At 55.0% G+C, this 25699-nt stretch carries 21 protein-coding genes; 5 read left to right on the forward strand and 16 right to left on the reverse strand.

What is annotated here, in order from left to right:
* Positions 1 to 235: 235 nt before the first annotated feature.
* From MHH28_RS18245 to MHH28_RS18295, 11 genes are all read right to left on the reverse strand, one after another.
* Positions 236 to 1690 carry a SulP family inorganic anion transporter gene (locus MHH28_RS18245; RefSeq protein ID WP_405104451.1) on the reverse strand — a complete coding sequence of 485 codons (1455 nt, stop codon included), beginning with the start codon at positions 1688 to 1690 and terminating at the stop codon, positions 236 to 238.
* A gap of 56 nt (positions 1691 to 1746) precedes the next feature.
* Positions 1747 to 2823, reverse strand: a complete 1077-nt coding sequence (locus MHH28_RS18250; RefSeq protein ID WP_405104452.1) for a bifunctional 3-deoxy-7-phosphoheptulonate synthase/chorismate mutase — start codon at positions 2821 to 2823, stop codon at positions 1747 to 1749.
* A 489-nt stretch (positions 2824 to 3312) separates the two neighbouring features.
* Positions 3313 to 5589: a PAS domain S-box protein gene (locus tag MHH28_RS18255; protein ID WP_405104453.1), complete on the reverse strand. Its 2277-nt coding sequence runs from the start codon at positions 5587 to 5589 to the stop codon at positions 3313 to 3315.
* Between the two features lie 211 nt (positions 5590 to 5800).
* A complete protein-coding gene (locus tag MHH28_RS18260; protein WP_341183845.1) occupies positions 5801 to 6202 on the reverse strand; it encodes a response regulator in 402 nt (133 codons plus the stop codon).
* A gap of 150 nt (positions 6203 to 6352) precedes the next feature.
* On the reverse strand, positions 6353 to 7027 hold the full coding sequence (locus MHH28_RS18265) for a Na-translocating system protein MpsC family protein (protein ID WP_341183844.1): 675 nt from the start codon (positions 7025 to 7027) through the stop codon (positions 6353 to 6355).
* Between the two features lie 239 nt (positions 7028 to 7266).
* The gene (locus MHH28_RS18270) at positions 7267 to 8337 is read right to left on the reverse strand and encodes an ABC transporter substrate-binding protein (protein ID WP_341183843.1); all 1071 of its coding nucleotides are present in this window, start codon (positions 8335 to 8337) and stop codon (positions 7267 to 7269) included.
* A 51-nt stretch (positions 8338 to 8388) separates the two neighbouring features.
* Positions 8389 to 8721, reverse strand: coding sequence for a ferredoxin family protein (locus MHH28_RS18275; RefSeq protein WP_340937898.1), 333 nt, complete (start codon positions 8719 to 8721; stop codon positions 8389 to 8391).
* Complete coding sequence (locus tag MHH28_RS18280; RefSeq protein ID WP_341183842.1) at positions 8718 to 10325, reverse strand: FAD-binding protein; 1608 nt, start codon at positions 10323 to 10325, stop codon at positions 8718 to 8720. The genes MHH28_RS18275 and MHH28_RS18280 overlap by 4 nt, the downstream gene beginning before the upstream one ends.
* 49 nt (positions 10326 to 10374) lie before the next feature.
* On the reverse strand, positions 10375 to 11262 hold the full coding sequence (locus MHH28_RS18285; RefSeq protein ID WP_341183841.1) for an ABC transporter permease: 888 nt from the start codon (positions 11260 to 11262) through the stop codon (positions 10375 to 10377).
* Positions 11263 to 11276: 14 nt separating this feature from the next.
* On the reverse strand, positions 11277 to 12098 hold the full coding sequence (locus tag MHH28_RS18290; protein WP_405104454.1) for an ABC transporter permease: 822 nt from the start codon (positions 12096 to 12098) through the stop codon (positions 11277 to 11279).
* 102 nt (positions 12099 to 12200) lie between these two features.
* Entirely contained in the window at positions 12201 to 12977 is a 777-nt protein-coding gene (locus MHH28_RS18295) for an ABC transporter ATP-binding protein (RefSeq protein WP_405104455.1), read from the reverse strand.
* Positions 12978 to 13371: 394 nt separating this feature from the next.
* Between MHH28_RS18295 and MHH28_RS18300 the strand changes: the two genes are divergently transcribed.
* The gene (locus MHH28_RS18300) at positions 13372 to 14520 is read left to right on the forward strand and encodes an LLM class flavin-dependent oxidoreductase (RefSeq protein WP_405104456.1); all 1149 of its coding nucleotides are present in this window, start codon (positions 13372 to 13374) and stop codon (positions 14518 to 14520) included.
* Between the two features lie 513 nt (positions 14521 to 15033).
* On the opposite strand, the gene MHH28_RS18305 is transcribed toward MHH28_RS18300, so the two are convergent.
* The gene (locus MHH28_RS18305) at positions 15034 to 15261 is read right to left on the reverse strand and encodes a hypothetical protein (protein ID WP_405104457.1); all 228 of its coding nucleotides are present in this window, start codon (positions 15259 to 15261) and stop codon (positions 15034 to 15036) included.
* A 4-nt stretch (positions 15262 to 15265) separates the two neighbouring features.
* The gene (locus tag MHH28_RS18310) at positions 15266 to 16267 is read right to left on the reverse strand and encodes a TIR domain-containing protein (RefSeq protein WP_405104458.1); all 1002 of its coding nucleotides are present in this window, start codon (positions 16265 to 16267) and stop codon (positions 15266 to 15268) included.
* 227 nt (positions 16268 to 16494) lie between these two features.
* Between MHH28_RS18310 and MHH28_RS18315 the strand changes: the two genes are divergently transcribed.
* On the forward strand, positions 16495 to 17661 hold the full coding sequence (locus MHH28_RS18315) for an N-acetylmuramoyl-L-alanine amidase (protein ID WP_405104459.1): 1167 nt from the start codon (positions 16495 to 16497) through the stop codon (positions 17659 to 17661).
* 7 nt (positions 17662 to 17668) lie between these two features.
* Here MHH28_RS18315 and MHH28_RS18320 read toward each other — a convergent pair whose 3' ends face one another.
* The 3 genes from MHH28_RS18320 to MHH28_RS18330 form a co-directional block, all read right to left on the reverse strand.
* Complete coding sequence (locus MHH28_RS18320; protein ID WP_405104460.1) at positions 17669 to 18673, reverse strand: HD-GYP domain-containing protein; 1005 nt, start codon at positions 18671 to 18673, stop codon at positions 17669 to 17671.
* Positions 18674 to 18776: 103 nt separating this feature from the next.
* Complete coding sequence (locus MHH28_RS18325) at positions 18777 to 20396, reverse strand: response regulator (RefSeq protein WP_405104461.1); 1620 nt, start codon at positions 20394 to 20396, stop codon at positions 18777 to 18779.
* Between the two features lie 12 nt (positions 20397 to 20408).
* On the reverse strand, positions 20409 to 22235 hold the full coding sequence (locus MHH28_RS18330) for a sensor histidine kinase (protein ID WP_405104462.1): 1827 nt from the start codon (positions 22233 to 22235) through the stop codon (positions 20409 to 20411).
* Positions 22236 to 22380: 145 nt separating this feature from the next.
* Here MHH28_RS18330 and MHH28_RS18335 point away from each other — a divergent pair, with 145 nt between their 5' ends.
* From MHH28_RS18335 to MHH28_RS18345, 3 genes are all read left to right on the forward strand, one after another.
* Positions 22381 to 23271 (forward strand): carbohydrate ABC transporter permease, encoded by an 891-nt coding sequence (locus tag MHH28_RS18335; protein ID WP_036730439.1) that lies wholly within the window; start codon positions 22381 to 22383, stop codon positions 23269 to 23271.
* Complete coding sequence (locus MHH28_RS18340; RefSeq protein WP_405104463.1) at positions 23271 to 24107, forward strand: carbohydrate ABC transporter permease; 837 nt, start codon at positions 23271 to 23273, stop codon at positions 24105 to 24107. Before MHH28_RS18335 ends, MHH28_RS18340 begins: the two co-directional genes overlap by 1 nt.
* A gap of 124 nt (positions 24108 to 24231) precedes the next feature.
* Positions 24232 to 25548 (forward strand): ABC transporter substrate-binding protein, encoded by a 1317-nt coding sequence (locus tag MHH28_RS18345; RefSeq protein WP_405104464.1) that lies wholly within the window; start codon positions 24232 to 24234, stop codon positions 25546 to 25548.
* Positions 25549 to 25699: the final 151 nt, after the last annotated feature.

Here is a 25699-nt window from a genome sequence, read left to right on the forward strand (position 1 = left end):
AAAACATGGAGGCCTTCCCTTTCGCGCATCACAATTGCGTGGTTAAAGTAGGGCCACCCGAATAAGCAAAAGCAATGACAAATGTCCCTCTACCGGAAAATTTCGACAAACTTTTCAAAAATCCTTTTCCAAAAGACGGCATTAACTATTAAAATTTGAATTTCCAAATAAAAAGCTGCTTCTGAAGCTCAACCGCTCCAAAAACAGCCTTCTATTCCTTATCCGTTAATTTCCGTCAATGGCCGCCCGAAGGCGACAAGCCCACCCGCTGCACCAGCCTGGCGCTCTCTTCATTAAGACCGGTGAGGGTGACCTTAGTACCCCGTGCCGCGTACTTGTCGATCGTCTTGGCAATTGCGCCCACGGCCGACTGATCCCATACATGGGAACGGCTGAAGTCGATAATGACCTGCGCCGGATCACTGTCATACATGAATTCATTTACGAAATGGCTCGTTGTCCCGAAGAACAGCTGGCCAGATACTCTATAGGTCGTTACAGATGCGGTAGTATGAACACTCAGCTGGATGGAAGCAATCCTCCAGGCAAAAGATAAGGCGCTCAGCAGGACACCGAACAGCACACCGATCGACAGGTTATCCGTAGCCACTACTGTTACTACAGTTACTACCATAACCAGGGCATCGCTTAGCGGTACCCTCCGCAAGGAGGTCAGCGACTTCCATTCAAAGGTGCTGATGCAGACCATAATCATTACACCGACCAATGCGCCCATAGGGATCTGCTTCACCACATCACCCAGCACAAGTATCAGGAACAGCAGGAAGATCCCGGAGACAAAAGTGGACAAGCGCGTCCGTCCGCCCGATTTCATATTGACCATCGACTGGCCGATCATCGCACAGCCCGCCATGCCACCGAAGAAGCCGGTCACGATGTTGGCCAGGCCCTGCCCCTTCGCTTCGCGGTTCTTGTCGCTGCCGGTGCCGGTAATATCATCAATCAGCGTGGCCGTCATTAGCGATTCCAGTAATCCTACTACCGCGAGTGACAGCGAATACGGCAGAATAATCAGCAGCGTATCCAGCGTCAAGGGAAGATCCGGCAGATGGAATACAGGCAGCGCCGAGGTAATATTCCCCATATCGCCCACAGTTCGTACATCCAGATCCAGCACAATGCTCAGGACAGAGACTACGACAATGGCGACCAGCGCCGACGGCACCGCCTTGGTGATCCGGGGAACCGTATAGATAATGACCAGCGTAAGAGCCACCAGTGCATACATGATCCAGCCCTGTCCTTCAAAATGTACCAGCTGGGCCATGAAGATCAGAATCGCCAGCGCGTTGACAAAGCCGGTCATGACCGGCTGGGGCAGGAAGCTGATGAATCTGCCCAGCTTCAGCTGCCCCATCACGATCTGCAGGATTCCTGCCAGCACGGTAGCTGCGAACAGATACTCGATGCCATATGACAGCACCAGGCTGCCGACCAAGAGCGCCATCGCCCCTGTCGCCGCCGAGATCATCCCCGGCCGCCCGCCGGCGAAGGCCGTTACAACAGCGATACAGAAGGAGGCGTACAATCCAACCATAGGGCTTACACCAGCCAGGATGGAGAAAGCAATCGCTTCAGGAATTAAGGCAATAGCCACGGTCATGCCTGATAAAATATCACTCCGTGTGTTGGAGAACCAACCGTTGTTGTATGAGACGATTTGCTTCAAAATTTCAGTTCCTCCTATGTCCTGAACTATGATTTGAATTCACTCTATTCAGCAGCTTAACGATATAATCCCGAAGCCTTCACTTCATTGAAGAAGGTGTTGAACTCCTCGATATTCAGCTGCTGCGCCGCATCGGACAAGGCAGTAGCCGGATCAGGATGCACCTCCACCATAATACCGTCGGCACCGGCAGCAAGCGCGGCCTTGGCACACGGGATCAGGATGTCCTTGCGTCCGGTGGAATGGGTGACATCGACCAGCACCGGCAGATGGCATTCCTGCTTGAGAATCGGCACCGCCGAGATATCCAGCGTATTGCGCGTTGATCTCTCATAAGTGCGGATACCGCGTTCAATCAGCATAATCTCCATATTGCCGCGGGACATAATATATTCGGCCGCATGGACGAATTCATCCAGCGTGGCGGATAATCCGCGCTTCAGCAGCACCGGCTTGTTCACTTCCCCCACTGCCTTGAGCAGCTCGAAGTTGTGCATGTTCCGCGCGCCCACCTGAATGACATCCACGTAATCCAGTGCTTCTTCAATATGCCGGGGATCAACAATTTCACTGATGGTCAGCAGCCCGTATTCATTCGCCGCTTCATGCAGTATTCTCAGCCCGTCCATGCCCAGCCCCTGGAAATCATAAGGCGAGGTACGGGGCTTGAAGGCACCCCCGCGCATGACCTTAACGCCTGCCTTCTGCAAGGCCGCCGCCACCGTACGGGTCTGCAGCTCGCTCTCCACCGAGCAGGGGCCAGCCACCATCAGCGAGGATAATCCGCCTACCGTAACGCCGCCCGGAAGCTTGATAACCGTATCTTCCGCATGGTCTTTGCGCGCGACCAGCAGGGTCTTCTTATGCTCCGTACTCTGCAGATCAAGCGAAGCAGAGAAAATCTGCTTGAACAGCGTACGGATCGTTCCATCCGTGAACGGCCCCTTATTACCTGCTACCATTTTCTCCAGCATCGCCTTCTCCCGTTCAGGATCGAACTTCGGCACGCCCTGTTTCTCTTTGAGCACCCCAATCTCCTGAACGATTCCGGCACGCTCCGAGATCAGCTCCAGCAGCTGACCGTTAATCTCATCCAATCTTGCTCTCAGATCATCCAATTCCACATTACTCATTCCAAGACACTCCTTTGTGTAGTTAATAGTTAAGGCTATGAACGAACGCAAAAAGACCCCCCGCCGCAAGGGACGAGGAGCCGTGGTACCACCCTTATTTAGAGCTGAATCCCGCTGACGCAGCAGCTATGCGGCGGCACACCTGAAGCTTGCCGGCCTGTGGATTCAGTCTGTCTTACATCCGTTAACGCTGGAAGCGGGCCGCCCTACCCATACCTGCTGCAGCAGTGTACTTCAGGGACCGACTCAGAAGTGAACTTCGGCACTAAGCGTCTAATGAGGGTGCTCTCAGTCTCCGGCACGCCTTCCCTGTTAAGATCCGCTATGAAGTGCTTACTCTCTTCGTCATTGTCATTACAAGGTATATCAGTGCTTCTTGCGCACCAGTTTCTGCTATCTTAATCAAAAAGACTTCCATATGCAAGACAATACAGCAATGCATTGCAGCTTTAATACAGCATTGTGATTAATCCGTGAATAGGAGACTGCTTATTCCTGTTCCGCAAAAAATTTCCTGATCACTTTCATAATGCTGTCGCTTCTCAGCGGCTTACTGATATACTCGTCCATCCCTGCTTCCAGACACCGCTCCCGGTCGCCCTTGAGCGCGTTGGCCGTCACTGCAACGATGACAGGCTGCTCTTCTGCCGGCTGCTCTGCCCTGATGGCAGCGGTGGCCTCCAGGCCGTTCAGGCCGGGCATCTGCACATCCATGAAGATCAGATCATAGCCGTGCTGTGCGTTCATCTCGAACGCCTGCCGCCCATCCTCGGCCACATCGACGGTGAAGCCGCGCTTCTCCAGGATTTTGCGCAGGACGATCTGATTGATCACATTGTCTTCGGCCACCAGAATATGCAGTGAACGGCCCGCCGGTTGCTGATCCGGCAGATTCCCCTCCGGCCCTTCAGCCGGAAGCGCCTGCGCTTCTGTCCTTAGGACCACAGTGAACACAAAGGTCGCCCCCTGCTCGGCCGTCGTATCGAGATAGATGCCGCCGCCCATCCGCTCCGCCAGCTGCTTGCTGATCGCCAGCCCCAGACCGGTTCCTTCCCCCTGGCGGCCCCTGAAATGCTCCAGCTGATAGAACGGCTCGAACAAACGGCTGCGGGCCTCCTCGGGAATCCCGTTCCCCGTATCCGCCACAGTGAACTGGAGCGTTACCCCTGCCTGGCTTGCTTCAAGGCGCTTCACGCCTACTTGTACTCCGCCGGTGCAGGTGAATTTCACAGCATTGCCGGCCAGATTCAGCAGGATCTGCTTCAGCCGCTCCCCGTCCCCGATCAGCCGCTGCGGCACATCCGGCTCCGTCTCCACACGGATTGTCAGGCCTTTGCGTTCCGCCTTGAGCTGAAGCAGCTCCAGCGCGGAATCGAGGCAGTGCTGGAGGATGAACGGCTCTTCGTGAAGTGAGATTTTGCCGGCCTCAATCTTGGAGAGATCGAGAATGTCGTTGATGATATTCAGCAGCGATTCACCGCTCTGGCGGATAATCTCCAGGAACTCCCTCTGCTGTGAACCTGGCTCACTGCTCTCCAGCAGCAGGTCGGTCATCCCGATCACCCCGTTCATCGGGGTGCGGATTTCGTGGCTCATCATGGCCAGGAACTCGCTCTTGGCACGGTTCGTATTCTCTGCGGTCTCTTTGGCAATCAGCAGCTGCTTCTGCTCGGTAATATCCTTGACGATAATATAAAAGCCTACGGTAGACTGATTGATAATAATCGGCGCAAGAGTGGTCAGAACCTCCACCGAATGCCCGTCCTTATGCCAGATCAGGTTGATATCCTGTTCCACGGAGCCGCTTGAGCGGCGGGGGCCGATTACATTCTGCAACTGGCGCTCGCCGATGATCCGGCCGACACTCATGCCCACCATCTCGGCGATGGTATAACCCGTCAGCCGCACCGCCTGTTCATTGCCGTTGATTATATGACCCTCCAGATCGAGGGAGATAATGGCATCATGATTATACTTCTTCAGCGATGTATAACGCTCAATGGACTCTTGCAGCTTCTGCTCTGTCTTCTTGCGCAGAGTCACATCGCGGCCTACGGCCAGCACCCCGCGCTCCCCGCCGTCCTCCACCATCCTTAAGGTGAATTCAATCCAGAGGTATCCGCCGTCCGCATGAAGAATCCGCAGCTGGACGACAGGCGCGTCTGCAATCTGCTGCTCATTGAACAGGGCCAGATCGTCAGGGTGAACCAGCCTGCTGATGTCATGGCCGATCAGCTCCTCCGGTCTGTAGCCGAGCACCTCTTCCACGGAAGGGGAGCAATAGCGGCAGAGCGACCCAGGGGCAGCATAGTAGACGATATCCCTGATATTGTCGGCAATCAGGCGGTACAGTCCGTTAGACGGCCCGGGGAGTTCCTCCACAGATGCCGCGAGCGGTCTTCCGGCGAGATGAACGAGATAATACAGCCCCTCTCCCGTCGAAGGCTCGTTCACTCTCGCTACATGCAGCAGCACCGGAACCGCAGAGCCGTCCGCATGGCGAAGCTCAACTTCAGCTTCAAAAAAAGGGGCTGCTCCCGTCCTGAGGCTCCCCATCCTGTAACTATGTATGTGCAGGCAGTCTCCATACCAGAACTCCGAGAATTTGCGTCCCAGCAGTTGTTCTCCGGTATACCCGAGCAAGAGGGTTACCGCCGGACTCACATTGGTCCATTCCTCAGCAATGGAGAGGAATGCTACTCCGGCAGTTCCTGTCTTAAATGCCTGTTCCCATGGAGAAGACGTCTCCGTATGCTGTCTTAGCATAAGATCCACCGCCCGTTTGTGAAGTATTAGATGCAATTCTTTTATATTAAATCTGCAATATAAATATCTTGCATAATCGGGCGAAAGTCAAATCATTATGTCTAATTTAGACGTTTATTTATTCAGCTGAACACTGCAGCCCGTGAACCCGCCGTCAGACAGAGATCTCCCCAGTTCCCCACCTTTAATCCTTCCCTTGTTGCCACATAAGCTAAATCTTCTGTAAGTCTTCTCCGTAGAGCAGCCTTTTCACGGTTTCGGTGAACGCTTTAACCTGAAACGGCTTGGTGATATATTCGGCAAAGCCCTTCTCCCGGGCCTTCGCAATATCCGTACTTTGGGCAAACGCACTGGTCGCCAGTACCGGGATATGACAAGTCGCCTGATCTTGCTGCAATATTTCCAAGGCTTCATATCCGTTAAGGCCGGGAAGCCCGATGTCCAGGATGATCAGATCCGGCAGAGCTTCCCGCACCATGCGTAGGCCCAGCTCCGCCGTTTCAGCTTTCAGCAGCAATACGGAGGGCAGGTTTTTTTTGAAGATATGATACACCAAGGCCATATTGAGCTGATTATCTTCCACATACAGCACCGTCCACTTGTACTCCTCCATCCAGCTTATCCTCCTAAAAAGTCCCAGCACCGTCGGCTTCGGATAGGCAGAAAATAAAAAAACCGAAGAAAGGGACCATTCCCCCTTCTTCGGCTCATGTTCGGCTCATTTGCATGTCCGACTCATTTCCACCTCATATATGGTTAGACTTTAATGAAAAGTATAGGCTATCACGCTTGTATCTTTGTCGAAGTCCCAGTCCACATAAATATCCGCCAGCTCTTTGCCGAGCATCTGGGCGATGGTGGTGGTATCCTCCAAATATCGTTTTTCCATCTTGCGCTTGGTGGTCTTAAGCGTATTCTCATAGCCGAGGCCAATCAATTCCTTCTCTAGCGGAATCATAATGCCCTCACGCTTAATAATCAGAATGCGGGGGCCCAGCCACCAGGAATCCGTATGGACCGGTTCCTTCTGGACCTTGCTGCTTACTTCCTTAATCTGGTTATGGACTTCTTCGCGTCCGGCATAATCGTCAACTGGTACATCGTCATTCTTGATGAGTGCCACGATCATCCCCGATGCGTTATGAATGCCCCAATCATAAAAAAGCTCGCCGACCTCAATAGCCATGCTCTCCTTCAGGTACGCTGCAAGCTCGGGAAGCAGGGACTTCATCAGAAGCTCCCGTGTATAACGAAACGCCTGTTCTTCTTCCTTATTCAATAAAAACCTCTCCACAGGTCCGATGAAGTTACGGATATGCAGTGCAATACACTGCTGCCCGATCGAGGCATGTATCGATTCAGGTCCCTTCCCGAAGCGTTCCCGCAGTAGCCTTCCTGTGAAACTGGAAAGTTGGCTAGTAAGTTCTGTAATGCTCATTCAATTTCCTCCAGCATAATATTCTAGTGTCTGTGTGCGTACATCTGGGGAGACGCTCCGCCTGCTGAAGAAACGGTTCGTTCAACTTAGTATAATCTCAACCGCCGAGTTCGTATATATAAAAGTTTGCGCAGATGTTCCCGCGATCATTCAAAAAGGCACTCCTCTGCCATAAATGGCACTGGAGCACCTTGGACGCCTGGATCATCTGCCTGCTATCTTCCATGTTGTTAGTCTGGTTACTTGATCTGCCAATCGCTGATATTGAAATCCTTCTTGGCCAGCTTCTCATCGACGAGGAAATTCTTGGTGCCCTCCAGCAGCTTAAGGCCGTCATCAGTGAATGCTGTATCCTTGATATCACTAATCGGAGTGACCTGCTTCGCGATTTCCGGGGTGGTATCTCCGATCTCTGCCAGGAACTTATAATATTCATCTTCATGCTGCTTCAGGTCGGCCAGTGCCTTCTCCCGGGCCGCATTCCAGACCATGGGGAAATCTGGGAATTTCGCAAGATACTCCTCCGACACTACGGTAGCGCTGCTGCCCAGCAGGTCCGGGTGGCTTGAAGCATCATCCAGATGAATATATCCTTGATCAATCAGCTTGAGCGCAGGCACACCGGTATTGGTAGTCGCATCCACATCTCCACGGGCAAGTGCTGCAGTCGCATCCGGAATCAGCATATGAACCAGCTTATAGTCAGTAACGCCCTCCTGCTGCAGCAGGCCAACTACGTAGCGGTGCATAAACGAACCTTTTTGGATCGCAATCGTCTTGCCCTTCAGACCCTGTACCGTCTTCGGTCCATCCTTCTTGCCGATCAGATAACCGACCGTATGGGCCGTGGTTTGGGCGATCAGACGGGTCTTGGCTCCTGAAGCGTAGGCGATAATCGCCGGGGTATCCCCAAGACTGCCGGAATCAAGTCTGCCGCTGATTAATGATTCCGTCTGATCCGGTCCGTTCGGGAAGCCTGTCAGCTTTACTTCGGTAATTCCGTATGGTTTCAGCTCTTCCTGAATAATACCTTTGTAGAGGCCCCAGCCTTCCGCGCCTCCCGGCAGATTCAGCTTATTGGAGCCAATGTAGCCGAAATTCAGCACAGCCGGAACATGGCTTGCAGCCTTATCGCCAGCCGCTTCAGCGGTATTGGTACCTCCACTGCCTGCTGCCGGGCTGCTGCTACCCGAACCTGTATTATTGCCGCAAGCCTGCAGTACCAGCATGATCATCACCACAGCTGTAATCAGCGCGGGGCGTCCCTCTTTGCTCCATACACCCTTAATCTCTCTGTACAATTTGCTCATTGCTGTATTCTCCCCTCAGTCGTCTGCTGGATGATGTTAACGCATCTGAAATCAGAATCCTGCCCGCGCCGCCAGCTTAACCATGAAGTCATGACTAGCCACCGGCTGTCTGCCCTTGCCCCAGCCTACCTTCTCGCGGTAGCCTCCAAGCAGGCCTTGCTCCTCCAGCTCTGCCTCTGTTATCCCGGTAATCCCCTCGGAATCCGGAGCAACATACAGCGCATCCACCGGACAATATAGCTCACACATGAAGCAGGTCTGGCAGTCGCTCTGCCGGGCGATAACAGGAATTCCATTATCTACCCGGTCGAATACATTGGTCGGGCAGACGGATACGCATTGGTTGCATTCTACACACCGGTCAGCGCTGATGACTTCAATCACAACAATACACTCTCCTTCGCTATCTCTTCTGTCTTCACCCATACCTGATCCAGTCCGCCGCTAATCAAGCGGTGATGCTGGCTGTCGTCACTTCCCTTGAAGTCCTCCCGTTTATGCATTCCCCTGGTTTCAGTGCGGGCCAGTGCGGAGCTGTACATCCAGCGTGCCGTTGCCGTCATCGCTTCGGCTTCACGCGCCTTCATGCCTTCCGGCGTACGCTGGATTTCCCGGCTGCGCTGCTCTCTCCATAGTCCGTCCAGACGTTCCAGCGAAGAGGCCAGTCTCTGCTCTGTACGGAACAGATTAATGTCGTACGGTTTGACTTCTGCCTGCACAGCCTCCACATATTCTGCGGTTCTGGCCGCCGCTCCCGCCTTCACTTCCTGGTGAACCAGCGGTGAAGAGGATAACCCGGCGGGTGTGCGGTGATCCGCATGCCGCCCGAGTCCGGCTGCATAGGCTGCCGCCCCTTCTCCGGCGAAAGAGCCGGAAGACATTGCCCAGGCGGCATTATGGCTGCCGCCTCCGGTGAATCCGCCGCAAATCAGCTCCCGGGTAGCCGCATCCCCTGCGGCATATAACCCTGGAACACCCGTGCCGCAATTCTCGTCTGTAATCCGGATGCCGCCTGTGCCGCGGACTGTGCCTTCCAGCCGCAACGTCACCGGGAATACATCCTTGAAGGGATTGATGCCCCGCCGGTCGAACGGCAGGAAGAAATTCGTCTGCGCCACCCGCAGCAGCGGCTGCAAGGCCTCATCGGCTCCGTCAAGCTTCGCGAACACCTGGCGGCCTGCCAGCAGATTCCTGGCAATTACCGAGCGGCCCTTCTTGGAGCCCGCTCCTTCCACCACACTGCCGTCTTCATAATAGAAGCTGGCATAGCTGTAATACGCAGTCTTCGTTACAGAGGAGAAGGTCGGGCAGATCGCATAGGCATTGGAGAACTCCATGCCGGACAGGCTCGCCCCTGCTTCCGCAGCGAATAAGTAACCATCGCCTGTCAGGACGTTGCAGCCCAGCGCCTTACTGAGGAAAGCGCAGCCTCCGGTAGCGATAACTACCGCCCTTGCATGCACATTCCAGGCTTCTCCGCTCTGGGTCTGTACGCCGGCGGCTCCGGCAACCCCGTGCTCATCGGCGAGCAGCTCCAGTACCGGACTATGATCCAGTATTTTGACACCTGCCTTCTTCACCAGCTTGCGCATCAGGCGCATATATTCAGGCCCTTGCAGGCCCCGGCGGTACGGGTTGCCCTGCTCATCCACCGGGAATGGATAGCCGCTGACGCCCAGTCTGTTCATATTCTCATAGGTACGGTCCAGCACCCGGTCCATCCAGCGGTGCTCCGCCAGCTTACCGCCCATAGCATAACGGCTGGCCTTCGCCGACTCGCGCAGCTCTGCCTCCGGCTTCACATACCAGACCCCGGTGCCCGACGGGGCCGTTGCACCGCTGGAGCCGCAGTAGCCTTTATCGGCCAGAATCACCTTCACTCCCTTGGCTGCGGCTGTAAGTGCCGCCCATGTTCCTGCCGGTCCTCCGCCGATGACCAGTACATCTGCCGTCAGTTTCAATGCTTCCTTCAGTGCCGGTTGGTTCATGTTGTTTCCCCCTTGGTTTCATTAGCGTTAGCGTTGCATTAGCCCGTCATTAACCTTGATAGCTGTCACGCCAGTGCAGGAATTTGCGTTCGATGACGCGGAATAGAGAATCGATTAGCTTGCCGACCACAGCAAAAATAAGTATTCCGACAAAAATAACTGCCGTATTGGAATTCTGCTTCGCTTCATTAATGAGAAATCCAACCCCGGACTGTGACCCGATCAATTCAGCAACCACCAGACCGATCCAGGCCACAGCCATCGACAAGCGCAGTCCCAGGAGAATGCCGGGCAGCGCTGCCGGCAGGATCAGCCGCCGCAGCTTCTGCAGCGGACTGAAGCCGAGTACCCGGGCCACTTCGAACAATTTGTTGTCCACACCCCGGATGCCCATGAAGGTATTAATATAGAGCGGGAAGAAGGAGCCGCTCATGATAATCACCACCTTCGAAATCTCCCCAAAGCCAAACCACAGAATAATTAGCGGGGCAATCGCCAGATGCGGAACCAGCCGCAGAATCTGAACACTCGGGTCCAGCAGATAGGCTGCGCTGCGGAACAAGCCGGTCAATGTCCCCAGCAGCAGGCCGAGAATCCCCCCAATCAGGAATCCGATGCCCGCCCGTCCGATGCTGACGCCCAGATGATGGATGAGCTCTCCCCTAACGGCCAGATCCGCAAATGCGGAGAGGATCGTCAGCGGTGCCGGAAGAAACTCCGGCGAGATCCAGCCTGCGCTCCCGGCAAGCTGCCATACAGCTAGTACCGCTACGGGAATGGCAGCCCCGGCTCCCCAGTCATACAGAAGCTTTTTCCAGAATACAGAATCTGTCTCTCTCTTGTTGTTAGCTGTAGTAATTGAAGCAGTTCCGCTATAATCACGGGCTTCCCTTACCCCCTTGGCTGTCTTAATTATGGCTTCTATCCCTTCACTCATGATGTTCTTCCCCCCTATCCCTGATAACTGTCCCGCCACCGAAGCAGACGCTGTTCGATCAGGCGGGCAATCGTGTCACTCAGCAGTCCGACAGCGGCAAATACAATAATTCCGGCAAATACAACAGGCGTATCGGCAAACTGGCGGGCATCCGACATCATGTAGCCAATCCCCGAGGTAGAAGCAATAAGCTCCGCGACCACAAGTCCCAGCCAGGAGAGTCCCAGCGACAAGCGTACCCCGAGCATAATATTCGGCACCGCCGCAGGCAGCACCAGCCGTACAATCTGCTTCCCTCTGCTGAAGCCAAGCACTCTGGCTACCTCAAACAGCTTGTTATCCGTCCCGCGTACACCCATAAAGGTATTGATGTAGACCGGGAAAAACGCCCCTTTGGCAATCAGCAGCACCTTGGATTCTTCGCCGATGCCGAACCAGAGAATGAACAGCGGCACTACGGCAAGACTCGGAATCATCCGGATCATTTGCAGCGAGGGGTCCAGCAGCTTCTCCGACCGGCGGAATAATCCGACCAGTATGCCAAAGAACAGGCCGAGCCCGCCCCCAAGCAGAAATCCTGACAATGCCCGCACGACACTGATTCTGAGGTTACTCCATAAATCTCCGGTAGACGCCAGCGTAATGAACGACTGGACAATCGTATAAGGTGTCGGGAATAGCATCTCCGAGATCACTCTGTAATGGCCCAGAATCTGCCACAGGATCAGCACCCCTGCCGGAAGCAGCAGCCCCAGACCGGCAATGACCACTTTTCCGGGTCCATCAGGCCGTCCGGTTCTTCCGGCATTCTCTGCCGCTACAGTCCGCTCTGCCATGACTGTCCCTCCTTGAGAATCATTTAATATATTCGCATGGATTAAGTCGGATATAAATCGGCACTTACCCTCACTTTTCCACAGTAAGAATCTGGATTCACTTTATATTCCCGCCCCGTCCCTCAATTCAAGCTCCTCCACCTTCTCAAAGTAATTCAAAACCTTCAGCCGCAGCTCCTGAAAGGAGGTTGTCGTTTTGGTGCGCGGATACGGCAGGTCTATGGGAACGATCTTGCGGATTCGTCCAGGTCGGGGCTCCAGAATCACCACCCGGTTCCCCAGGAACACGGCTTCATCAATATCATGTGTCACAAAAATCATCGTCGTCCGGTTCCGCCGCCAAATGTCGAGCAGCACCGCCTGCATATGCGCCCGGGTAAAAGCATCCAGCGCGCCAAAGGGCTCATCCAGCAGCAGAACCTTGGGACTGCGCAGCAGTGCCCGGGCAATCGCTACCCGCTGGGCCATCCCGCCCGACAGCTCACGGGGATAGGACTTCTCGAAGCCGCCGAGCTTCACCAGCTCAATCAGCTCATCTACCCGCTGCCGGATATCCGGCCTGCCCAGCGGCAGATCCGAGGCAATATTCTTCTCTACCGTAAGCCAGGGAAACAAGCGGTGCTCCTGAAAAATAAACCCCTTATCGATTCCCGGCCCGCTGATCGCTGCTCCCTCCAGAGTAACACTGCCGGTATAGCCGGTATCCAGACCGGCAATGATGCGGAGCAGGGTGCTTTTGCCGCAGCCGCTGGGTCCAATCACCGTGATGAACTCGCCCTCCTGCACCTCCAGCTCGACATCCTCCAGCGCCTGCACCTTACCTCCAGCGGCATCAAAGTGCTTATTCAGTGCTGTGATGGACAACAAAGCCTCTCCCATATCTGCTCCTCCTTCTGGCTGAACTCCCTTAGTAACAAAAAACAGAGGAACCTCGCGCAGCAATCACGCAGGCACCTCTGTATGTACAGTCGGTAAAATATAATCCAAAGTAAATTGATTGGAATTTGTAAATTTAAAATATCATCCATCAGATGATCTGTCAATAAAAACACACAATATCCGAGCGGATTAATTTGATTTGATACTGACATCCTTTTGAAACTATGAAACAACAGCGAGGAAGCAGCCCATATTAATGGGATAATCGCAAACTTCCACTCATATACTTACAATTAGTAAGTAATTATGGTATACTGGGCTATATCCTTGCACTAACGGACAAGCTTACAAGATAACTGCTGCTCACTATTCTGGATGATAAGGGGTCTGTACCATGAACAATCAAGGGATTACACAAGCTAATGCGCAAGCAAATACACAAGCGGATGCTCAAGAAAAAGAAGCAAGCCTGCCGGAGTTTGAATTCGGCATTTATACATTGGGCGATATTGTTACCGACTGCCATACAGGGCAGCGGATCAGCCCCGCCCAACGCCTGCAGGAAGTCATTGCAGCCGCGAAGCTGGCCGATGGAGCCGGGCTCGATGTATTCGGCGTAGGCGAGCATCACCGGCTGGATTTCGTAATCTCATCGGTGCCCGTTGTCCTGGCAGCTATTGCCCAGGTTACACAGCGGATCAAGCTCACCAGCGCCACGACCGTGCTCAGCACCATTGATCCGGTCCGTGTCTTCGAGGATTTCGCCACCCTGGACCTCTTGTCGGGCGGTCGGGCCGAGATCATTGCCGGACGCGGCGCTTTCCTGGAATCCTTCCCGCTGTTCGGCTACGAGCTGGAGGATTACAAGCAGCTGTTCAGCGAGAATCTCGACCTGCTGCTCACACTGAACCAGCATGAAGTCATGAACTGGAAGGGCAAATTCCGCTCTCCGCTGCATAACGCCGAGATCGCTCCGCGCCCGCTGCAGCAGAGGCTGCCGCTCTCGGTCGGCATCGGCGGCTCGGCCGAAAGTGCCGAGAAGGCCGGGGCCCTTGGCATAGGCATGGCTATCGCTATCCTGAGCGGCAGCCCGGAGCCCTTCCAGAATCTGGCCGGCACCTACCGCCGCGCCGGGGCTGCCGCCGGCCACCAGCCGGAGGACCTGAAGATCGCCATCACCAGCCACGGCTACATCGCCAAGACCTCACAGCAGGCACTCGATGAGTATTACCCTTATTACTACAGCTACCGTAATAGCATCAGCCCGCGCCCTGGTCAGGAATACCGGGTCTCCCGCAGGGAATTCGGCCGGTTCACCTCGCCGGACAACACCCTGGCCGTGGGCAGCCCGCAGCAGATTATTGAGAAGATTCTCTATCAGCATGAGCTCTTCGGCCATAACCGCTTCATGACCCAGCTCGACATCGGCGGCCTCCCCTACGCCAAGGTAGCCGCCGCCATTGAGCTGCTCGCCACCGAGGTCGCCCCGGTGGTGCGCCGCGAGGTTGCAAAGAAGCAGCGCGGAATTTCCTCCGCGCAATAAACCTGTACTGAGGCCGCCCGGTTAATGGGCGGCTTCTTTTGACGGGAACAGGTGCACTAGTGCTCCTCATTTCCGCTCACCGCCCACTTTCTGCGGAATCGGGTGCATTAGTGCACCTTATTCTCCTCCTTTAGCTACCTTTTGCCGGAATCTGGTGCACTTGTGCTCCTCATTTGCTCATTTAACCAACTTTTCCTTGATTCAGGTGCATTTATGCACCTGATTTTCTCATTCAACTAACTTGCCCTCCCCCTCTAATCCGCCCCGCACCACTCGGCCCGCTTCCAGCAGAGTCTAAATAATTACCCTAATTCCTTATATTAGTTTCAATTCAAGACCCGGCAGACGGAGGCTGCCATATATGAGCAGGTGCATCAGAAAGGCGCATAACCTAAATGGGCGGCGGCCGTTCGTTCCTTCATTCGTTCTTCGTTCCGCCGTTCGTTCAACGCCAAAAAAAGCCTCCAGCGATTGCTGGAGACCTGTTCATTAGTATCATAGGTTAACGAATATTCAGGCAAATGAGGGCTTGTTATTATCCACCTTACCACTGACCAGCTTCTTGTACTCGTCGTCTCCACCCTCCAGGGATGGTGCCAAATACACGCTTGACGCCGAGGGCGTAAGCTTGGAGCCGGATTTGCGTCTGGAGCGGCCTTTGCCTCCCGCGCTGTTGCCGTCACCGCTTGCAGACCGGCGGACAGTACTGGATACACTAACGGCATTCTTCATATTCTTCATCCTGTTAGTCCCCTCCCACTAAATGATTGACGGTGCGGAACAAATCCCGGTTATAGGCCACGACTGCTGTAATATCCTCTGCCGATAACCCCTGACTTCCCGAGAAGTGCACGGACAGCACATGGTTCTCACCTAAAGGATAGCATAGGATATATACCTCCGCAACTTCCGTACGCTGTAAAAAAGTCCATTCTTTTGCCAAGAAAGCGTCCAGCACCCCCGGCTTCCCGCCTCCGTCCTCATAAGCCGAGAACGAATAGCTATGCCCGCGTCCCACGTTGCCGCCCACCTGCTTCAGCCCTTCTTCCGCTTCGGCCCGCCACATGGCGGCTCCGATCACCCGGCAATCCTCCGGGGGCATGAAGGAATTACGGACGGCTTCGCTGAGCGCCTGGTATTTCTCCGCCGACTGCGGTGGCGTCACATTATTATTATATTGCCAAAAGAAGTGAAGGATACTTTCTTTTCGCCTAAGCTCTGCCCTAAGTTGAAGCAGCTCCACGGCGGGGTCATGGTACATGCCCTGCGCCTGAATGATGTCGATGATCTTGCCGCAGCTGACATCCACCGCCGCTGTAGCATTCTCATGCTGCCACTCGTACTCCAGCGGGGTCAGCCCCGACAGATCCGACAGCAGATGATAGGCTTCCACATTCTCACCCGGAATCAGGTCACTGCGGGCGGGCACCTGATCCGGCAGCAGGCAGAAGACCCGGCCGCGCCGCAGTCTCGACCAGAACAGGCCCATTTCGAACTGGGTGTTGTCCCGGGTCACATAATAATATTTACCCCTAATCCGGGCTACATCATCCGGCGAGAACACAAATACGGCAAAATCGCTAATATCCAGATTCCGCTCCAACGCTTCCATGGTGTACTCATTCGGCCGGAAAGCAGCGGCATACCACGGATGAACCTCGGCTGTCCGCTTCAGCTGTTCGTGGATCGCCCGGGCATAGCGGATAGATTCTCTGGAAGAACCAATGAATAATCTAGGTCTGATCACGGCGGCACTCCTTTGTCTGTTCCCCAATATGTAATAATTATACAGAAGTTTACCGTCAAGGAATAGAGTTTACATTTATATTAAGCAGCTTAATACAATTATGCGAATATACGTTGTTAGCAGAATGGTCAGAATTTTTTTGCTTTTAATTTTAAATAATAAGTATTCTACGGCCGATGAAACGGGTAATAGAAATTTATCTATCCGGGAAATGAGGCTTTATTTGTATGCGAAAAAAAATACATACCGCAGTCCTGTCAGCCTGTCTGCTGACTTCATCCATAGTAGCGTCCCTCCTGCCGTCATCCCCGGCGTATGCTGCAACGGCGTACACCGCCAAAGTATACGCCAGCTCTCTGAATGTACGCAGTGAACCTGCTGCGGGGGCATCCGTCACAGGTACTCTGGCTGGGGGAGCCACCGTTACCGTCACTGAGGAGCAGCATGGCTGGCTCAAGGTCCGGGCCGGCTCTGTCTCCGGCTGGGTAGCCGGTTATTATCTGAAACGCACCAGTGGAAGCTCCAGCACCTCTGCCAGCTCCTCCGCCTCCAAGGCATCCGCCAAGACGGCTGTTAAGACCTCAGCGGTCTCCAGCGGTTCGGCTGTCGTTACTGCCTCTTCGCTGAGGATGCGTGAAGGACCGGGAACCGGCCACGAGGTGGTAGGGTCGCTGCAATCCGGCAACAAGGTGACCATCCTGCTCCGGCAAGGAGAGTGGTCGCGGGTCCGCACCGCCGGAGGAACGGTCGGCTGGGTATCCTCCCAGTTCCTGTCGGGCGGAACCGTCCGCAGTGCAAGCACTGTCAGCTCAAATAGCCAGACTCAGAGTGTGGTAAGGAAATCCGGCAGTATCCGCGGCAAGCTGATTATTGTTGACCCCGGCCACGGCGGCACCGATCCCGGTATGCTTGGGACAACCTATGACACGATGGAGAAGGATCTGACGCTGCAGACCTCCCTCTACCTGCGGGATTATCTGACCGCCAAGGGTGCAAGAGTGGAGATGACCCGGACCCGCGGGGACCAGAAGCCTGCGCTCTCCCAGCGGGTGCAGCTCGGGCGGCAGCTCGGTGCGGATGCTTTTGTCAGCATTCATTATAATTCATCCCCGAAGAATGTGTCCGGCACGCTGACCTTCTTCTATTCGCAGCAGAATGATCTGCGGCTGGCCCGGGCAGTCGAGACCCGTCTGGGTGAGGGCATCGGTCTGCGCAGCAACGGTCTCTCCTTCGGCGATTACCATATTCTGAGGGAGAATCCGCTGCCGGCTACCCTTGTAGAGCTGGGCTTCCTGTCGAACCCGTACGATGAAGCGATTGTACGCAAGGCAGCTTACCAGCGGAAGGCAGCCCAGGCTGTCGCCGAGGGAGTGGCCGATTATTTCAACAAGTAGATAAGAGTCAGAGGCTGATCTCCCGGATGTTAAGCTCCGTTCTTTTGCTGAGATCAATATATTCGTCACCGATGCGGATCAGCGGGGTCTCGATATCATGCGGGTTCAGATAGACAATCTCGCCGACCCGGCCATCGGTTAAGATCACCTCACGGCCCACGGAGCGCTTCACCATATTCTCCAGAAAAACGGTTACAATATGCGGGTCCAGCGCGCCGAAGCTGCCTCTTCTCATCTGATCCACAATCATATGAAAGGGCATCGGCTCATGATACGGGCGCTTGCTGGACATCGCATGAAAAATATCCGCCACGGCCACAATTTTGCTGTAAGGATCGATCTGTTCCTCCTTCAGCCCCAGTGGATACCCCTTGCCGTCATTGCGCTCATGATGCTGAAGTGCCACCAGGGCAATGCGTGAATTGGCTCCGGCGGTCTCCTTCAGCATCTCGTAGCCGTAGACCGTGTGCTTCTTCACCTGAGCAAATTCCTCGTCCGTCAGCTTGCCGGGCTTATTCAGCAGCTCTGAGGGGATCTTCAGCTTGCCGATGTCATGCAGGGTTGCAGCCATGGAGAGCACGGACAGCTCCGCCTCACTCAGCTCCAGCCATCTGCCGATCAGGGTAGACAGGACCGCAACGCCGATGTTGTGCTCATATGTATAATCATCCTTGCCCTGTACCGAATGGAACAAGGCGAAGATATCCGGATTGCGCGAGATCTCCTGGATCACAGGAAGCACTTCCTTGCGGATATCCGCCAGCGGGATTTTGCGGGAGATCCGGTAGGATTCGAATAATTCCTTGGACAGGTCCACTGTACTGTTTACCATCTTCTGATAAGAGGGTGCCCGGTCAGCCTCATCAGCAAAAAGAATGTCGTACCTGTCGATTTTTTGTTTGCGGATAAGCTCCAGATGTTCGGCATTCAGTCTGCTTCCCGCCGGAATTACAGTAACTCCATAGGCATTAATCAGGTCGTTCTTGATCGTTCTTCCCAGATCTTTATCCATATTATCCAGCACTCCCTTATAACCGCAGCTATGTATTTATTGCCCGTATAGCTATTATCGGTTTCTTGCCGGAAAATGCTGAAAGGCAGACCGGGAACCTTGCTCAGGCTTCCTCTTGCTCCTGCTTGCGGTATTCTCTTGGCGAGAGTCCGGCGGTTTTTTTGAACACACGGCTGAAATACTTCTCATCCTCATAGCCCACCAGCTCTGCGATCTGCGACAGCCGCAGATTCGTATTCTGAAGCAGCGTCTTCGCCTTATCCACCCGGAGGCCGGTCAGATAATCCGACAGATTCTCCCCGGTCATCTGCTTGAACTTGCGCGATACATTCTCCCTGCTGATGAAAAAGCGTTCCGCAATATGCTGCAGCGTCATCTCCTGCGCGTAGTTCCGGTCCAGGTACTCCCTGATCTCCTCCACGAGCCTGCTGCCCGGAGCCTGCGGGCTGCCCTTAGACAAGCGGTGCAGCAGCGATTTCAGCCGGGATTGCCAGTTCTCCACCGAGAACAGCCCCTCAGTGTCATAACAGCGCTCCAGGCTGATCTCCGCCTCCGGCCGCCAGCGCTTCAGAACATCCAGAAGCTCCGTCTGTTGATGCAGCAGAACACGCTCTGTGAGCAGCTGCAGCCCGGCCAGATGTCCGGCCCACTCTTCCGCCACCCGCTCCATGCGCTCCAGATCGCCGGATAATACGGCTACCCTGAGCTTATCCAGCCGTTCCTCCAGGCCGTAGTCTTCCACAGGCACACTCCCATCCTCCCGCTGCCTGAAGAGATGGATGCGCCCGTCCCGCTGCAATAGATTCCGCTCTGCAAGCGCCTGACCCGCCTGTTCCAAGGCAGGCCGCAGTCCCGCCGGCAACGGGTTCAGCAGACTTAGCCCGATGTCCAGCTGAACACCGAACGCCTGGCGGATAGCTTCATTCATGCGGTTAAGCAGCTCCTCAGCCTGCGCTACAGCACTCCACAGCAGAACTACAAGCTCGTCTCCGCCCTGCCAGTTGCGGAAGGCATAGCCGCTCTGCTCCTCCGCCATTACCTCATTGCAGACATTGGCCAGCACGAAGGCCGTCAAGGCCACATCCCCATGGAATCTTTGCAGCAGCAGGCAGTCTGCACCTTGCAGCGGAATAACGGCGATCCTGCATTCATGTGCCCCAATCGGCATCCCCAGCTCTTCACAGAGGGCCAGCTTCAGCTCATGGAAGGAGGCCTGTCCGCTCACCAGATCGGACAGCATCTTGTCCCAGTAGAGCGGACGCAGCGCGTTCAGCTGCATGTTCTGGCGCTGCCGCCGCTTCCGTTCCGCCTCCTCCTCCATCCACAGCTTGAAGGCATGCTCCGCAGAGGCAATCAGCTGCTTGCTGTTCAGCGGCTTCAGCAGATAATCCGTACCGCCGTATACGATAGCCGGCTTCACGTAATTGAAATCCTGATACCCGCTGATGACAATCGTCTTCGTATGCGGATAATGCCGGTGCAGCCATTCCAGCAGCTCCGCCCCGTCCATCAGCGGCATCCGCATATCCGTGAAGACGACAGCGGGCTGGTGCTCCTGCATAATCCGGGTCGCCTCCTGCCCGTTGGTCGCTTCATAGATCCCGGAGATATTATAGCTGTCCCACGGAACGAAATAACGGATAGCCTCCCGCACATGCTTCTCATCATCTACAATCAGCACCTTCATCTCAGCCGCTCCTTCAAGAATAGTCTCTGTTCGCAAAAGCCGCCGGAATTAACCCCCTGTCTCCTCCAGCGGAATGATCAGCGTAACGGTAAGCCCCAGGCCGTCTTCATTATTCTTAAGCCGCATCTCCGCTCCGCTGCCGTATTGCAGCCGCAGGCGGGCCAGCACATTATACAGGCCGATCTCCTCCAGATGCGGCTGGCTGCTGCCCCTGAGACAGGCCGTAATCTCCTCCAGCCGCTCCGGGCTCATGCCCCGGCCGTTATCCTTGACGGCCAATACCAGCCGGGCCTGTCCTTCCAGCATGCAGTCTATCTTGATAAGCCCCCCGCGGACGCCGTCAGCGAAGGCATGCTTGAAGATATTCTCCACGATCGGCTGCAGGATCATCTTCGGCAGGATCAGCTCCAGAGCCTCCGGCCCCGCCTCCACCTCCAGCCGCAGATTCTCTTCGCCGAACCGCTCCGTCTGCAGAATCATATAGTTCTGCACATGCTCAATCTCATCACGCAGCGGTACCTGGGTACGCTCAGTGTTCATCGAATAACGCATCATACTGCCCAGGGAATAGATGAGATCATACACCTTCGGCGCATTATAGCGCAAGGACAGGCTGGCGATAGATTGCAGCGCATTGTAGAGAAAATGCGGATTCACCTGGGCCTGGAGCGCCTTCAGCTGATTCGTCTTGTTCGCCAGCTCCAGCCGGTATTCCTTGACGATCAGCTCATTGATCGTGCGGGTCATGCCGGTGATCTTGCGGGTGAGGAGTCCGAACTCGTCCTCCCGCTCGGCATCCATATGCGCGTCCAGCTGGCCGGTCTGCACCTTCTGCGTGAAGTGAATCAGCTTCTTGATCGGACGGGTGAAGCCGATGGAGATCAGTACGGCACTGACGCCCCCGATCAGGAGGAACAGCAGTCCGATCCCCATATTGAACCGGGTAATCACCCTGGCGTCTGTATAGAGATCCCCATAGGGCACCAGCTTGATAATGCTTCCGCTGAACAGAGGGTCCTTGAGCTGCTTGTACATCACAATGCCCTGGAAGCCGTCCTTCTTCCAGGTGAAATGCCCGCTGTCCCGCCCTGCGGGCAGACGGCTCCAGCCCGCGGTGACCGGCTTCCCGATCCAGTCCGGATCTGAAGCAAACAAGGCCTCACCCTGCTCGTTCAGCACATACAGGCGTTCTGTGTCCGAATTATACATCGATTCCACGATGCCCTCCAGCTCCTCCAGCCTGTAATCAATCGACAGATCCGCCAGCACGCTGTCACTGGGGGTCCGGTAGATCGGAAAATGGGCGGTAAAGACCGGCACACTCCCCGGCTTAAGATTCGGGAAACCGGACTTCACCCCGTATTGATGGTCCATATGCGTCACTTCGAGATAAGGGCGGTACGTCCCTGCGGCATGCCCGTTCGCGGCGTAGTCTCCGTTATCCTCGCGGCGGAAGTATCCCTTAAGCAGCAGGTTGGACTGCCTGGCGGCTCTGACATACAGATGGATCTGATACGTATTGCGGTCCGAGAGGAACAGATTATACAGCTGGGTGGAGATAATGGCCCGGGTATCCGGCAGGATGGTGCCTTCCGGCACCCGGGCTGCGCTTTTGGCGGTAAGCAGGGTGGTGTAGAAGGAGCTGGGCACATTGATCCCGCTGTAGAGCGACATCGCCCGCTGATTCATGCCGCTGAAATAACTCCGGAGATTCGCTTCCCCCAGCGTCAGCAGCTTCGTATTCTGCTTCACAGACTGGTCCGTTACCGACTGCTTCGTATAGAGATAGGAGAAGGTCACGGAGATGCCTGACGGGATTACTGACGCCAGCAGCACTAAGGCCATCAGCCGTGTGCGGATGCTGTTCTTGAACATGGGGGGAACCTCCTACAAATTGTATAAGGCGCTGGGCCTGCAATATAATCCACTTTTCCCGGCATGAAATGAAGTGTTGGCGGCGGCCCGGGCTTTTTATAATCAAGCTGTGAACCGTAGATATCTTACCCAAAGGAGAGTCCATATGAGAAAAACTCTAGGTATACAGCGCGGCTGGGGACAGCAAATCGTATTTCTCGGCCCCTGTCTGCTCTTTTTCCTGACCATTGTGGTCACCCCGTTCTTCCTCGGCTTCTACTACTCCTCCACCGACTGGAACGGGCTGGATCTGGACAAAGCGGTCTGGACCGGCGCGGCCAACTGGAAGCGGATTTTCATGAATGACGATAAGTTCTGGGAATCCCTGGTCTTCACCTTACGCTTCACCGTGATCTCAGTGGTCGCTGCCAACGTGCTTGCGCTGCTGCTGGCCTTCATTCTAATGACAACGCTGAAGACGAAGAAGCTGCTCCGTACGGTCTTTTTCATGCCCAATGTGATCGGCGGCATTCTGCTCGGCTACATCTGGCAGTTCATCTTCACCAAGGGCTTCGCTACAATCGGCGAGCTGACAGGCATCTCGTTCTTCCAGCTGCCCTGGCTGGGGACTCCAAGCACCGGGTTCTGGGGTCTGGTGATCGTGTTCGTCTGGCAGACAGCCGGTTATATGATGGTCATCTATATTGCCGGGCTGGCCGGGATTCCGAAGGATCTCATTGAAGCTGCCCGCATAGACGGTGCCCGTGCTCCGCAGTTGTTCAAAAGCGTCTATATCCCGCTGATTATGCCGGCGATCACCATCTGCCTGTTCCTGACGACCTCCAATGCCTTCAAAATGTTCGACCTCAACCTGTCGCTGACCAAAGGCGGACCGGGCACCTCGACCCAGTCGCTGGCCTATAACATTTATGCGGAGGCGCTGATCAACAACCGGTATGGCCTGGGTACAGCCAAAGCGCTGCTCTTCTTCGCCGCCGTCTCCCTGATTACCGTCACCCAGGTCTGGCTTACCAAACGAAAAGAGGTGTCCGCCTAATGAACAGCAGCCGCTACCGCCCGGGCAACTTCATACTCGAAATTGCCGCCATTCTGCTGGCGATTGTCTTCCTGTCACCGTTCTATCTGGTCCTGAGCAATTCGGTGAAAGGGCTGAAGGACATCCTGATTGATGCCGCTTCCTGGCCCCAGGTGTTTCACTGGAGTAACTATTCCAAGGTATGGGATGCCATTAACTTCCCGCAAGCCTTCTTCAATTCTCTGCAAATTACGGTGGGCAGTGTAATCTTCATTGTCCTGTTCAGCTCCATGGCCGCTTACCAGATTGTGCGCAAGCCCACGCGGTTCAATTCCTTCGTGTTCCTGCTGCTCGTCTCGGCTATGATCATTCCGTTCCAGTCGCTCATGCTGCAATTGGTCCGGGTGACCAGCCTTCTGGAGCTGCGCGGCGAATTGTACGGCATTATCGCCTGTTATCTCGGCTTCGGGATGCCGCTGTCTGTCTTTCTGTTCCACGGGTTCATCAAGACGGTGCCTCTGGAGCTGGAGGAAGCCGCGCGGGTGGACGGCTCGAATCCGTACGGCGTGTTCTTCCGGATCGTCTTCCCGCTGCTGATGCCGATTATTGTAACCGTAATTATCCTGAATACGCTCTGGATCTGGAATGACTATCTGCTGCCTGTCCTGGTGATCGGCGGAAATAAGGATCTGACTACCCTGCCTGTAGCCGTCACCAAGTTCTTCGGACAGTACACCAAGAAGTGGGATCTGGCCCTTGCCGGTCTCGTTATGGCGATCACGCCGATTCTCTTGTTCTTCCTGTCCCTCCAGCGTTATATTGTGGAAGGCGTGACGGCAGGCTCCATTAAGGGATGAACTTGGGGCAGGCTTGTCTTGACAGCAATAATATCCACTTTTTCGAGCAAAATATGAAGTGTATGTCATCTCTCCATTCCATTACGCTCTAATAGCAGGAACCACAGACCAGGGAGGTTATTCTATGAAAAGAAAGTTCGCGTTCATTATGGCAACCGTTTGCACCCTCATTATCGCAGGTTGCGGGAACAGCGGCAATACGAATTCCGCAGCCAATGGAAGCGCCGCGAATGCTCCTAATGCATCAACTGAATCCGCAGCACCGGAAGACGGCAAAGCGCCCGCCAAGGATGTTACGATCAAGATGTTCCAGTTCAAGGTGGAAATTGCCGAGCAGCTGAATGCACTCGCCGAAGAATATGAGAAGGAGACAGGCGTGAAGGTGGAGGTCGAAACGCATGGCGGCGGTGAGGATTACGGCGCGCTGCTGAAGGCGGAGATCGCCTCCGGCTCCGAGCCTGAGATTTTCAATAACGGGGGGTATACGGCCCTTGTCCCTTATATGGACCGCGCCACCGACCTGAGCAATGAGCCTTGGGCCGCCCAGCTGATCCCAACCGCCAAAACACCGGCAACCGTAGACGGCAAGCTCTATGGCATGCCTATGAATGTAGAAGGCTACGGGCTGATCTACAACAAGGACCTGTTCGCCAAAGCCGGCATAACGGAAGAGCCCAAGACGCTCCCGCAGCTCAAGGACGCTGTAGCCAAGCTGAAGACTGCTGGCATCACACCGTTCGAAGCTACCAATGAGTGGTGGTCGATGGGGATTCACCTCGTGAACGTAGGAATGGCGCACCAGCCTGATCCGAAGCAGTTCATTGACGATGTGAAGGCAGGCAAACAGACCATCAAGGGCAACGCCGTCTTCAAGCAATGGCTGGATCTCGTAGATGTGATCTTTGACAATGCCCAGGACAACAAGATGACTACCGATTACGCGACCCAGGTGGCTGAATTCGCCTCCGGCAAGGCCGCCATGATGCTGCAGGGGAACTGGACCCAGGGCGATATCGACAAAATCGATCCGGCCCTGAACCTGGGCCTCCTCCCGCTCCCGATTAACGGCGAAGAAGGCACGATCCTGGTAGGTGTGCCTAACAACTACATCGTGAACAGCAAGTCCGCGCATCCTGAGGAAGCCAAAGCCTTCCTGAACTGGATGGTCAGCTCGGAGACCGGCCAGAAGTATCTGACCAAGGAATTCAAGTTCATCCCGGCGGAAGCGAACGTAACCGCAGACGCAGCCGATATCGGCCAGGTTGCCGTTGCCGTGCAGGAGAAATCCGCAAACGCACTGGGCTGGAACTGGGATATGTTCCCTGACGGCGTCACCCAGGGCTTCGGCGCAGCCATGCAGGAATACCTCGGCGGCCAGCTGAACCATGATCAGCTGCTGGAGAAGCTGGACAAAGCAGTGCAGGATATTGTGAAGCAATAGGACGGAACGCTTATAAAACTAAGAGGTGTCTTCAGAGGCCGGCAAACGGCAAATGAGACACCTCTTTTGTTATGCGCATGATTTACGTACGACGCCCGGTGAGCACGCTCCGCAAACGGAATGTTGTTCCAATCGCTCTTGTATCCAGATT

Source organism: Paenibacillus sp. FSL K6-1217, from assembly GCF_045040735.1.
GTDB lineage: Bacteria > Bacillota > Bacilli > Paenibacillales > Paenibacillaceae > Paenibacillus_AQ.